Source organism: Colwellia sp. MB02u-14 (genome assembly GCF_014076915.1).
Classification (GTDB): Bacteria; Pseudomonadota; Gammaproteobacteria; order Enterobacterales; family Alteromonadaceae; genus Colwellia_A.
This window is the reverse complement of record NZ_JACGUX010000066.1, coordinates 73,801-86,760: the sequence shown is the minus strand read 5'-3', so window position 1 is coordinate 86,760 and position 12,960 is coordinate 73,801. Positions and strand designations below refer to the sequence as shown.

The following is a 12,960-nucleotide window of genomic DNA, read 5'->3' as shown; positions in this document are numbered from 1 at the left end:
GTGAATATATTAACCGACTTCACGTCAAAAAATTTACATCAAAAATTTACATAAAAAATATACATCAAAACCAAATAAAAACAATAATTATTAATAAACATGACAAGGATAAAAAATGCTAAATAAAACATTACTAGCTATCGCGATTACATCAAGCTTAACAGTGACAGCTTTTGCCGCAGAAAAGTACCAGAAATATAATTTTACAAATCAACCTAATGTTGCTATGAAATCAGGTAAAGTAAAATTAGAAGATTTGGCACAGAAACCTACTACTTGGTTAATAAAGTTAAATACTCCTTCTTTATCTGAGCGTTCTTTAAATGGCTTTTTGACACCGTCTGCTTCAACTCAAGCGACTATAAACATTAACAAAACACAACAAGATGTTATTGCTGCTGTAAACGCATTATCACAAGATATTGAAATTCTTGCTCAAACTAAAAATTTAGTAAGTGGTATTGTCGTAAAAGGCAACCCTGTATTATTTAAAGAGTTACTTAACAACCCTTCGGTTAAAGATATTTTACCTATTTATGATTATGAATTAAATGTCGAAGCAAGTGCTCAGTACATGAAAGGTACTGCGCTAGTAACTTCTGGTGTAGCAACAGGTAAAGGTATACGCGTAGCAGTTCTTGATACTGGTGTTGATTATACTCATGCAGCTATGGGCGGCGCAGGTACTGTTGAAGCATATGCAGAAGCAACTGCCGATACTGCTGACTTACCCGTTTGGCCACAAGGTAGCGTTATTGGTGGTTATGATTTCATTGATTACGACAATGATCCGATCGATTATGGCACATCTCATGGTACCCATGTCTCTCATTCTGTTCTTGGTTTAGCTCCAGAAGCTGAATTATACGTTTACAAAGTATGTGAGAGCGGTTGTCCCGGTTTAGCTCAATTACTAGCGTTAGAAGCGGCAATGGATCCAAATAGTGATGGAGACATTGCAGACCGTGTTGACGTTATCAATATGTCTCTTGGTGGAGATTTTGGTACAACTAGAGGTGGTGCAGTACAAGAATTACTTGATAAAGCAGCAATGTTAGGTGTAAGTGTTGCTATATCTGCAGGTAATGATGGTGCAACTCCGTTTATTGTGGGTGGTCCAAGTACAACTAAAAATGTGATGTCTGTTGGTGCTATGACTCACCCAACAGTAGAGTCAGGGCTTGTTGTTTCAAGCTTTAATAGTGCAACAATTGATGCAAATGCCGCTGGCTTTAATAAAGATATCGTGTTCTCTTTTACAGATGCCGATAGTTCGATTGTATATACTGATACAAACCAAACAGCATGTGACCCTTTCGCAGACGGTACAGACTTTACGGGTAAAGTTGTACTTATCGACCGTGGTGCTTGTAATTTCACAACTAAAGTAATAAATGCACAAAGTAAAGGTGCTGTCTTTGTAATTATCGCTAATAACATTCCAGAAGGTGGACCTGTTGGTTTAGGTGGCGCAGATGATAATGCGACAATTCCATCTGTAGGTATTTCTTTTGAAGATGGCGTTGCAATAAAAGAAGCAATAGCGGGTGATGACGCTGTTACTTTCTCTTTTTCTTCAACGGCAATAACAACAGCTGGCGCAATCGCCTCATTTACTTCACGCGGTCCATCTTCTGATGGTTGGTTAAAGCCTGAAATAACGGCTCCGGGTGTTGACATTTTAACTGCAGAACCAGGAACAGGAACAGGTTTAACACCTATCAGTGGCACTTCATTTTCAAGCCCAATGACTGCCGGTGCTATGGCATTGTTAAGAGAAGCACTACCTAATAGAACCTCTCTTGAAATTAAAGCAACATTGATGAACTCGGCTAATTTAGATATCACTATGGAGCCTCGCTCTATTGACCCTGAAGCAGCTCTTGCTCCTATTAGTTTTATAGGTGCAGGTTTAGTTGATGTAGAAAAAGCATCAAAACTTCCTGTTGCTGCTTGGGATAAAAATACGAAACAAGCTGCTCTTGCTTATGGATTGATGAATCTTTCAGCAACTGAAGAAGTGACTAAAACGGTTACAATCAAAAACTTTACTTCAAGTGCAAAGAACTACTCACTCTCTTTAGATGAGCGTTTTGCTGATGATACGGCAACCGGTGCCATTAGCTTTAGTTACCCGGCAAGTGTTACTGTACCTGCTGGTGGCTCTATCGATATTGATGTATCGTTAACAGTAGATCCAGCAAAACTACATGAGTGGACATTAACGTCTGATAAACTTGCTTCGCCAAGTGGTTCTGATGACTTAACAACATTAGAGTTTGATGGTGCATTAGTTTTCACTGATGGCGAAGAAAACTTCCATCTTGTATATCACTTACTACCAAAAGCGTCGGCATCTGTAGAAGTTACTGCGGTTATCACAGACGAAGGTGTTAAACGATTTATCACTAACACTGGTATTAAAGATCTAGAAGCATTTGCAGTTCCATTAACTGCAGAAGATGAAGTTGGTGATAGTGCTTATTTAGACTTACAAGCAGCTTCAATTGAAGTACTTGATGTTCCTGTTGAATATTGTGCAAGTGGTTATGCTATTTTTACTACTTTCACAATGGCGGATGGTTTTACATCAACTGTTGCCGGTGGTTTTTATGCTGACTTTGATATGAATTCTGATGGAATATTTGAATATTCTGCACAAGCATTAGATTATTCAGCTTTTGGAAATTTCCCAGCAGGGGCTATAGTTTCATTTACATCAAGATGGGGTAGCTTCAGTGGTGGAGTAGGCGATGTATTTTTCACTTCTGGTAATAACTTTGTAACAATACAGTCATGTATTGAAGATGTTGGTTTAAGTGCAACTGATCTTGGTTCTGTAGATGCTACCGTTAGATTCCGTATTTCAGACTCTCTTCGTGACTTCTATAACAACACTGGTCTAGATTTAGCAACAGCAACAGGCGTTGATTTTGCCTTATCAAATGAAGCGGTAAGACTTATTGACGATGAAAGAGAAGAAGTTGAAATACTTGCTGTTGGTGAAACAGCTCGTTTACTCACATCTGGACAAGATTTTGTTATGTTATCTGACTCAGGTTCACACCCGTTAGTAGCTAAGCCAACACAAGAAGAAGGTGTTGCTCCAGTTGTCACACCGGACCAATCATTCTCTGTTGACGAAAATACGGCTGATGGCACTGTTATTGGGAATGTTATTGCTACAGACCCAGATTTATATACTAGCCCTGTTGCAGAATACTTCATTCAGTCATCATCATCAGTTGCTGTAATGATGGAACGTGATGGAACAATTAAAGTAGCTGACTCAACACTACTTGATTATGATGCTGGATTAACAGTTATAACATTAGAAGTAAATGCTATTGATAGTGTCGGTAATGTCTCTGATGCTGTATTAGTTACCGTTAATGTGAATAACTTAAAAGATGAAGCTTCTGAGCAACCAAAACCAGCTGTAGTACCGGTAGTAGAACCCAAAAAATCTAGCTCTGGTGGTTCAACAGGTTGGATGTCATTATTACTAATCCCAGCTCTTTTGTTACGTCGTAAGAAAAAGTAACAATAGTGATATAGAGTAAAGTAAAAAAGGCTTTTGATGATGATCAAAAGCCTTTTTTTAATCCTGTTTACATGTATAGGACTTAATAACAACATCACCAAACATATTAACTAATAACACAAAGCGTATTCAGGTTTTTAGTTAGAAGCTATCAAATAAGTCTAAATCACAATAAACGCTAGTCGTGCAGATTAATCCATCAATACTAGTTAAAAGAATTAAAATAGAGCAAGCTGTTGTTCATTCTCATTTGCTAAACACATTTATTCGCAAGAAAATAAATGATGAACTTAGCCATAAAATAACCTTAAATTGAAAATAAAATTTAAAATAAAAAAAGACCAGAAGCTTAAGCTACTGGCCATTAATTAAAACTATCAATATATTTTTTGCAGGATTTAAGTGCTATAAAATAATTTTTTAAAAGTGAACAACAACGCCAGCAAAAGCCCCTTTAAAGTCAATGTTTGTATATAAATTATCTAAGTCTTCAAGTTCAAGTTTTACCGCTCGGTAACCAACGGTTAAGTTCACATCAACAGCTAAATTATCAATCAATTTATAACTTACACCGACTTGGTAGTCATACAATTTATGGTCATCTATTGATAACAAGTTACCATTAGCAAAAAGGTTAAAGCTCGTACCTGGCAAGCCAATAATGGTTGAAACATAGAGCATTGGAATTATTTCAGTTACAGCCAGCTTTGCACTTTCACTTGATGATGCAACCGTTATATCTCCATCAAAATCACGACCGGTTAAACCAAAATCAAAAGATAAAATGCCATTATCAAAGAGTTCATAATATAGCGTGTAATCAACATAGCTAACATCAAACGTGCTTTCAACAGGTGTTGTTGAATTAAAAGTTTGCCCTTCAAACTCAAAATTTTGCGTTAAAACAGTAGAACCATCGGTGTCTAATGTTGTTGAGGCAATCATTAAATTTGGTATAAGCGGTAAAGGGTGTTCCAAAGCGATATAGAAAGAACCTTGCTCTTGATCTTTTAAATTAAAATCAACTAAGTTATTGTTTTCACCAAAAGTACCCGTAGCTTCATTACTCCATATTGACCCACCAATATAAAGTCCTGCAATGGTATCAGCCATAACAGATGTTGAAAGTAAACCGGTAACAAGTACGGCCAATGCTGTTTTTTTCATGTTTAATCCTTTATTATCCTTGACTTAACAAGTCATTTAAATCAATTAGTGCTGCATTAGCACGCGAAATATAATTTGCCATGACTAAAGAATGATTAGCTAATAAACCGAAGCCATCGCCATTAAGAATCATCGGACTCCATATGGATTCTTGACTTGCTTCTAGCTCTCTAATAATTTGCTGTACGCTTACTTTAGCATTTTTCTTCTCTAAAACGTCATTAAAATCAATCTCTACAGCTCGTAAAAAGTGTAATAACGCCCAACATGCTCCACGTGCTTCGTAAAATTCATCATCAATTTTCCACCAACTCGTTTTTAACACAACGCTAGCTTGAGTATATGTTGATTGTTGAGCCTCACTGTCGCCCGCTAAGTCAGTATTTAACTGCTCACGTCCAACACTTGCACTTAATCGCTGAGAGTAGCTGCCTAAACGCTTATTCACTTCTTGGATCCAATCACGTAAATTATCTGAGCGTGCATAAAACTGTGCGGTTTGACTATTAACATCGCTTAATGCTTTACGGTAGGCGTACAATTCGTTAATTGCTTTATTGTATTCACTTTCGGCACTTGGCATTGCCCAACTTTTGTGGTCAATATTATACTGGGGTTGTGCTACTTTTAAGTGCTTGTTTTCTATTGACTGTGACTGCGATCGACTAAATTCTTGACGCATAACAAGTGCCATATCTCGCGACATTTCAAGAGCGCCTAATTCCCACGCAGGGATATTATCTAGAAATACTGAAGGAGGCAGGGCATCATTTGAAAGATAACCACCTTGCTTATTTAGTAATGTTTCTGTTACTCGGATCAGTGCGGTTGTGGTGGTATAACCAACAACAGGGCTTACACCCTCGGCGGCGGCATCGCGAGTGACTTCAGCTCTAATATCAAGTTGTTCTGGCTCAAAACTCCAATAAACCCCTAAAAAATAAAAGGAGACAATAAGGGCTAAAAAAATCGTGATAAAGGTTTTACTTGAGAATTTAGTCGTCATGTTGAGCTCCTAGTGGTGGTGATGCTGCTTTTTAGCTGGTTTTTCCTGCTTGATACTTTGTACAGGAATGGTTATTACAAGATCCTTTTGCTGCTTAAAATGCAATGTTAATGAAACTTCCTCTTCAGGTAACAAAGCTTTTTTTACACTGAATATCATTAAGTGATAACCCATAGGCTGTAATATCACTTTGCTTTGTCCATTAACAACCAACTGTTCTACTTGTCGCATTTTCATCATACCATTACTCATAGTGTGTTGATGAATTTCAATTCTATCGGCGAACAAGCCACTTACACCCGTTAAAGTTAACGCTTCATTATTTTTATTTTCAATCGACATGTAGGCTGAAGTTATATCGGTGCCTGGTATGCTCGCTCTCACATAAGGGGCTTCAATAATAATATTGCTGTTGTGCTCAACAGCGAGGGCATTACTGCTTATATTAAATAAAGTAAAAGATAAGACAATTGCTATTAAACATATTTTATTCATTTCTCGCTATACTTCCTTTTAGACTGATGATTTTAATTGCATGAACATTGTAACTAAGCTGGAGCAAAATGGATAATATAATTATTACCCAAGAAAACAATCACGCTTTTACCTGAAATTTTATTAAAAACGGTCCGTGATATTGCTAATGTCATCGCTCAGTTACCGCAGATTTAGTCATGACCAATAGAAGACTGATGAAACAACATGCCGAGCCGGCTATGCCTCAAGTCATAGCTAACCAAGACCGAGCATTTAAGCGCTTGTTAAAACTAACGAGTGTAGAAGTATTTTAGCCCAATTTTTATAAAGACAACATCACTAACAATTAACATGTCGAAAGAGTCAACCACACTTACTGACTCTTTCATTTTTATGCTATTTGTTTTTTATCACGTGTTAATAACCAAATAACAAAAGCAATAAAAATAACAGGCCAAAAAACGCCAATCATCACCATAGCAAGGGCACCAAAAATCATCAATCCTATAAAAATTAAGGAACCAAAAACACTCATCACGATCGTGAATGCCAAAATAACTAAAATAACCATAATAATTGCTGAAACACTAATGGCCTGTATTGGCTCTATTAGCTCTTCACCAACATAAAGATCAACATTAAACATTTCGATAAAGCTTATTCCTAACACATAGGTTAAAAATAAAGTGGCAAAAATAGCTAACATAAACGATTTAAAAAATGACATAGTCCCTCCTGCTTTTCTTTATTGTCTTGTTAGTCAGTTAAATGTAAATATTACGCTTACATACCGCTAAGGCGTATTGCTTCACATTAATCTTTTGTGGGTAATAATATTGCGGCCACAACGTAAGCAACCCCAGTTGCTAGCGGGAAAATAATCAATGCTCCAATGACGGCAATGCGTATTGCTATTCTTGGTAACTCATAATATTTTGCAATACCGGCACAAACACCCGATAATTTTTTGTGTGAAACATCTTTCTTTAAGGTTTTTTTTACTGAATACTCACGTTGATAGCTCATCATTTATTCCTCAATTCCAACCGCTATGTTTTAAAATAGTTAACAATACTGCACTAACAAAAAAAGTGAGTACCGGAGCCAAACACATGATAATTATAAAATAGTCATTTTCCTGTATCATGTGATGCTCCTTAAAATCTTATAAATTTACCCTTAGCCATTAACGACTTGTTTTTTTAAGTCTGCTAATTCTTGATCAATCGTTTCATCTGTCTCTAAGTCACGAAATTGGCTTTCGAGATCTTTATTGCTCGTAAAGTCATACGACTCTATTTCAGCTTCTACTCGATCAATTTTTTGTTGGTATCGTTCAAATTTGCTGATCGCATCATCAATGTTATAAACGATTGCTCTTTCACGAACTTTCAAACGGACTTCAGCCGATGCTTGACGTAATACGAAAGCATCTTGCTTACGTTTAGCTTCTTGCAGCTTTTCTTGTAACCGTTGACCGTCTTCTTGAACCGCACTAAGAAATACATCAAGCTGTGCTAATTCATGCTGCAATTCACAGACTTGTGTTAGACATTTTTGTTTTTCATGCAGCGCTGACTTCGCAAGATCGTCACGGTCTTTACTAATCGCTAATGCTGCTTTTTCTTGCCAATTTTTTATACTTGTTTCTAATGAGGCGATTTGGCGCATCAACGTTTTCTTTTCGGCAATATTTTTAGCTGCAGTAGAGCGTACTTCAACCAAAGTTTCTTCCATTTCCTGAATGATCAATTTAACCATTTTTTCAGGGTCTTCGGCTTTATCCAATATATTGTTTAGGTTAGCGTTAATAATATCTGTAAAACGTGAAAACATGCCCATAATCCATTCTCCTACGCAAATGCGCTTCTATTTGGTTTTTAATGTAATGGCTCGTTAAGTGTCAGCTCAATGAGTTAACGCTTAACTTGCTACTATGTCTTCTATTACAAGTGACATGCCAACTAAGCAAAAACAAATCAAACAATTGATTAACAAAGAATTTACTAGATTTATAACTCACAAAAAAAATACAGACATAATATGTCAGGCGAAGATGGGGTCAAATTAACAAATAAAATGGTTAATTTGACCACGTGAGAAAGGTGTCTATTTTTTAACTAAGAATGGCATTATTTAGACGTTACCACGGGAAGTTGATGATCCCCGCCCCAGTCACTCCATGAACCGTCGTACACTTGCAACTTTTTATAAGCGCACATTTCCGCGACTAATGCTAAAACACAAGCGGTTACACCAGAGCCACAACTCATGATCATCAGTTTATCTTGTGGATTAATTTTTTTAAACTTTTCCTCTAGAATATTCTTTGGGAGCAGCAAACCATTCTTCAATAGATCACTAAAAGGTAAATTTACCGAGCGAGGAATGTGTCCTTTTCGAATCCCTTCACGTGGCTCTGCAACTTTTCCTTCAAAACGATCCTTTGCCCTGGCATCAATAACAAGAAGCTCGGTAGTATCAAGCTGCTGGAATATATCTTGGCTGCTACAGAAATATTCTTTATAAAACTTCGCAGTGAAGTTACCAATTTCAGTAGGGTAAGATAAGCCTGATGAAACGGGGTAGTTTAATTCAAGCCATGCAGGTAGACCGCCGTCAAGTACCGCAACATTTTTATGCCCCATGGCTCTAAACATATACCAGGCACGTGCAGCTGAAAATAAGCCTTGGTCATCGTAGACAATAATTTGGCTATCATTCATCACACCTAGCGCCTGCGCTTGTTGCTGAAAGTATTCAACACTTGGCATTGTATGGGGTAATGAATTTGATAAATCAGAAAAGTTTTTATTTAAATCGAATCGTTTGGCATTTGGCAACGCAAAATTTGGCCAGTGCTTTACCGGAGAGCGCATTTTACCAACAGGAGGTATACTCGCATCGAGAAGAATAATGTTCGAAGGTTGTTTTTTAGGATCTACTGTTAAATTGTTAGTAGAAAAAAGTAAATCATGCAATTGTTGGCACGATACTATTTGCTGATAAGCCGAAAGCATAGTTAGTGTCATTCATTTTTGAATAAGACTTAAAAAATAACGAATTAATTGATATATGTACAGTTGATTAGGCAATATAAATTAGCAGGGTACAACAAATCCCCTGCGCTTAACTTACAGCTTGTTCATCAATAAGTTGTTGCTCATGACTACTTTCTAATAGGCTTACGACCACCGATGCTAGCAATAAGAACACAGCAGGTAACATCAATAGTGTAAAAATAAGCGCTAAGCTTGGCATAATCAATCCTTACTCATCCATAACTTGAGCTGTATGCTTTATTTGAGCATTATTTTTAGTGGGAATGTTTGCAACTAAAATGGCAGCATTATTATTAGTTGTTAAAGCCAGGGTCATAATAGCTTGCTGGGTTTTAGCTTTTGTATTGATCTTTAATTGCGTATTAAGTTGATGTAAACCTGTTTTAGCCATCAGACTAGCCATGTTTTTAATATCAGCATTGTCGCCTGCAAAGCTATTGAAAGATAATAAAGCCGTTGTTAAAGTGGTAATAAGTAAAGTTTTCATTTTGTTCTCCAAGTTTTATAATAGTTAAGTCGCAATATCTATTACAAAGGTTGTGCCAGAGATCAAAAAAAAATTAAGATCATGATTTTTAATGAATTTATTTTTTTGAGTTTTGTCGAAAAACAAGAGTTTATGATTAAATTAGAGGTGAGTGGTTAAAAAAACCAACATTTAACAATTATTGCGATTAAATCGTTAATTATGGCTAGACTAACAAATAACTAATATCCCGATTTAGGGAAGCTAATTCCCAAAATCGGAACACAAGAGATATTTTACTCGCTAGCAGGTAGAGTAACCAGAGCAAAAGCTTTGAAAAGAACTTGGCTAGTTACCTCATTACCACTGCACTGCTCACTTAAGTAGCGACGAAACTGCCTAGCGCCAGCTAAACCATTACACAACCCGAGCATATGGCGAACAACATGCCAAGCACGTCCGCCATTGGCAATATGCATATCAATATAGCGCGCCATCTCTTCAATTATTTGTGCGCGAGAAAGCATATTAGTATTCTTTTGATAAATAGCATTATCAGCTTCAACTAACATATAGGGATTTTGATATATTTCACGACCAATCATTACACCATCAATATGCGTTAAATGTTCATTCGCCTCAGCAAAGGTTTTAATACCGCCATTAATTGAAATTTGCAATTGTGAAAAGTCTTTCTTGATTTGATATACACGACCATAATCAAGCGGTGGTACTTCCCTATTTTGCTTAGGGCTTAAGCCACTTAACCAAGCTTTACGTGCATGAATAATAAAATGCTTACAATCAGCTTGCGCTACAACATCAATAAAGTTGTGCAAAAACTCATAACTGTCGTTATCGTCAATTCCAATACGCGATTTTACGGTAACAGGAACATTTGCGGCTGCCTGCATTTCATTTACACAATCAGCAACTAACGAGGGTTCAGCCATTAAACACGCACCAAACCGACCATTTTGAACACGGTCAGATGGACAACCAACATTGATATTAATTTCATCATAACCATATTGCTCAGCCATTTTTGCGCACTCAGTCATGGCTTTAACGTCACTACCACCGAGTTGTAAGGCTAAAGGATGTTCTTCCTTGTTAAAAGATAGATAGTCACCTTTGCCGAAAATAATTGCGCCTGTCGTTATCATTTCTGTATATAACACGGTGTGTTTTGACATAACTCTGTAGAAGTAACGGCAATGGCGGTCTGTCCAATCGAGCATGGGTGCAACGGAAAGTCGGTGATCGATGGGATTAGCTGAGTTTAGCGGTTTTACTGGGATTGACATGTTACTACCTTGAAATAAGTACTGTATAAATTACCATGAATTTCTTTGAATTACCGTCGATTTCCATGTACGGTACACCATATGTACACCATAAAAGAGTAGGATTTTAGATGGCATCATTTACGATAACAAAAAGACCTAGAGCAAATGGCGAATTAAGCTATCGTTGTGAAATTGTAGTTAAAAAAAACAACGCGATTATACACCGAGAATCCAAAACATTCCGTAAAAAAGAATTAGCTCGTACATTTGCTAAAAAACGTATTCAAGAAATAGAAAATAACGAGATAGGTATTCATAAAACTATTCCTTTGAATGCATTATTAGATTTGTATATTGATGATATAAATTTGTGGGAAAAAACAGGTAGAACTAAACGCTATGTTATACAAATGCTGAGGGACTGTGATTTAGCTCGTATTGAAAGTAACAAACTAAAGACAAGCGACTTAATTGAACATTGTAGAATAAGACAATTAGCAGGAGCGAAACCAGCAACCGTTTATCATGACATTTGTTATTTACGTGCGGTAATGAAAAAAGCTCACCCAGTTTTTGATATTGAAGCCAATTGTTCAGTTTTTGATGAAGCAATACCAACACTCATTGATATGGGTTTAATTGGTAAAAGTGACAGAAGAACAAGAAGGCCAACACAGCTTGAACTCGATAAATTAAGAGTTGGACTAGAAGAAAGGGAAAATCAAAGACCAAATGGTCATGTCAGAATTCCTTATTTAGATATTTTAGATTTCAGTATTATAACCTGTATGCGTATAGGTGAAGTTTGCAAACTACGCTGGGACGATTTAAACCTAGAGCATAAGACGATTATTGTTAGAGACAGAAAAGATCCCCGTAAAAAGGAAGGTAATCACATGATTGCCCCGCTCTTAGGTGAATCTTTCAGTATTGCTACTAAACAACCTATAACTAATGACTTAATTTTTCCCTATAATTCAAGAAGTGTAACCGCAGGGTTTCAAAGAGTAAGAAATGATTTAGGAATAGAAGATTTACGTTATCATGATTTGAGGCGTGAAGGGGCAAGTCGACTGTTTGAGCAAGGCTACTCTATTGAAGAAGTAGCTCAAGTAACTGGCCATAGAAACCTTAATATTCTATGGCAAGTTTATACACAGTTATTCCCGCATAAGCTACATGATAAATTCAATAATTAAAGATTCATAAAGTAGAACTTTTGAAATAAAAAACCACCCGAAGGTGGTTCTATTTAGATTACATTATCCAGAACTGAATAATATAAAATATGCTGGGTATCTTGATATTAATTTTCATTTTCATTTTCATTTTCATTTTCATTTGAATAGATATCATATATTTCTCCTTTTACTTTAAAAACGTAAAGATCAGAAATAATCGAAAGAAGACCATCCAATAATATTTTTATTGAATCAGCACCACTAAAAACATATAGTGGCTTTGCAAACCTATGTCATCTTCCGAATTACTTCGGCTTGTATCGACTATATAACCCTTGAATGTCTCGACAACTTCAAGGGTTTTTTCTTGCCTGAAAATCAGCCTAACTCCATTTCTGCTTACAGTGTGAGGAGGTTTGCTTGCTTTTGCAACAGTAAAAAAAAACAATTTTTAAGAACTTTCTTGGATGGAAAAGATAGGTTAGTGACAACTAACTTAGCAATGCTTTTTAATTTTGATATTACAAAAACGCAACATTTTTTTTAATTAGTTTTGAACTATATTATTTTTTAATAATAAATTTAATACTTTTTAAAATAAACATGTAAGAAAAATATTAATAGTCAATAAAAACAATGGATTGCTATTTTTAGGCAGATCACTGACTAAATGAACGATAAAAGTTATCCTGCTATTTGGTACGTTTAGCTACATTAGACGATAAACACCCCAAATAAACCACCAGAACCAAACTTTTGAGCTGTTGA

12 protein-coding genes are annotated in these 12,960 nt (G+C 36.2%); 2 read left to right on the top strand and 10 right to left on the bottom strand.

The genetic code is table 11. The features are described 5' to 3' along the window. The first annotated feature begins 115 nt into the window (after nt 1–115). Nucleotides 116–3,544 (top strand): S8 family serine peptidase, encoded by a 3,429-nt coding sequence (locus tag H4J52_RS07615; protein ID WP_182223588.1) that lies wholly within the window; start codon nt 116–118, stop codon nt 3,542–3,544. A gap of 420 nt (nt 3,545–3,964) precedes the next feature. On the opposite strand, the gene H4J52_RS07610 is transcribed toward H4J52_RS07615, so the two are convergent. From H4J52_RS07610 to dusA, 10 genes are all read right to left on the bottom strand, one after another. Further along, the gene (locus H4J52_RS07610) at nt 3,965–4,711 is read right to left on the bottom strand and encodes a TIGR04219 family outer membrane beta-barrel protein (RefSeq protein WP_182224456.1); all 747 of its coding nucleotides are present in this window, start codon (nt 4,709–4,711) and stop codon (nt 3,965–3,967) included. 13 nt (nt 4,712–4,724) lie between these two features. After that, the gene (locus H4J52_RS07605; protein WP_182177514.1) at nt 4,725–5,717 is read right to left on the bottom strand and encodes a DUF2333 family protein; all 993 of its coding nucleotides are present in this window, start codon (nt 5,715–5,717) and stop codon (nt 4,725–4,727) included. 9 nt (nt 5,718–5,726) lie between these two features. Beyond that, a complete protein-coding gene (locus tag H4J52_RS07600) occupies nt 5,727–6,212 on the bottom strand; it encodes a copper chaperone PCu(A)C (protein ID WP_182177516.1) in 486 nt (161 codons plus the stop codon). A gap of 373 nt (nt 6,213–6,585) precedes the next feature. After that, on the bottom strand, nt 6,586–6,921 hold the full coding sequence (locus H4J52_RS07595; protein ID WP_182177518.1) for a hypothetical protein: 336 nt from the start codon (nt 6,919–6,921) through the stop codon (nt 6,586–6,588). An 86-nt stretch (nt 6,922–7,007) separates the two neighbouring features. Next, nucleotides 7,008–7,220, bottom strand: a complete 213-nt coding sequence (locus tag H4J52_RS07590) for a PspC domain-containing protein (protein WP_182177520.1) — start codon at nt 7,218–7,220, stop codon at nt 7,008–7,010. Nucleotides 7,221–7,373: 153 nt separating this feature from the next. Then, entirely contained in the window at nt 7,374–8,036 is a 663-nt protein-coding gene (gene pspA / locus H4J52_RS07585; RefSeq protein WP_182177522.1) for a phage shock protein PspA, read from the bottom strand. Nucleotides 8,037–8,326: 290 nt separating this feature from the next. Continuing rightward, complete coding sequence (locus H4J52_RS07580) at nt 8,327–9,226, bottom strand: sulfurtransferase (protein ID WP_220460681.1); 900 nt, start codon at nt 9,224–9,226, stop codon at nt 8,327–8,329. 97 nt (nt 9,227–9,323) lie between these two features. Next, nucleotides 9,324–9,455, bottom strand: a complete 132-nt coding sequence (locus H4J52_RS19975; protein ID WP_259366594.1) for a hypothetical protein — start codon at nt 9,453–9,455, stop codon at nt 9,324–9,326. A gap of 9 nt (nt 9,456–9,464) precedes the next feature. Further along, nucleotides 9,465–9,743, bottom strand: coding sequence for a hypothetical protein (locus tag H4J52_RS07575; protein ID WP_182224455.1), 279 nt, complete (start codon nt 9,741–9,743; stop codon nt 9,465–9,467). Nucleotides 9,744–10,018: 275 nt separating this feature from the next. Further along, entirely contained in the window at nt 10,019–11,029 is a 1,011-nt protein-coding gene (gene dusA, locus H4J52_RS07570; protein WP_182224454.1) for a tRNA dihydrouridine(20/20a) synthase DusA, read from the bottom strand. Between the two features lie 110 nt (nt 11,030–11,139). On the opposite strand from dusA, the gene H4J52_RS07565 reads away from it, so the two are divergent. Beyond that, entirely contained in the window at nt 11,140–12,210 is a 1,071-nt protein-coding gene (locus tag H4J52_RS07565; protein ID WP_182224453.1) for a site-specific integrase, read from the top strand. Nucleotides 12,211–12,960 lie beyond the last annotated feature (750 nt).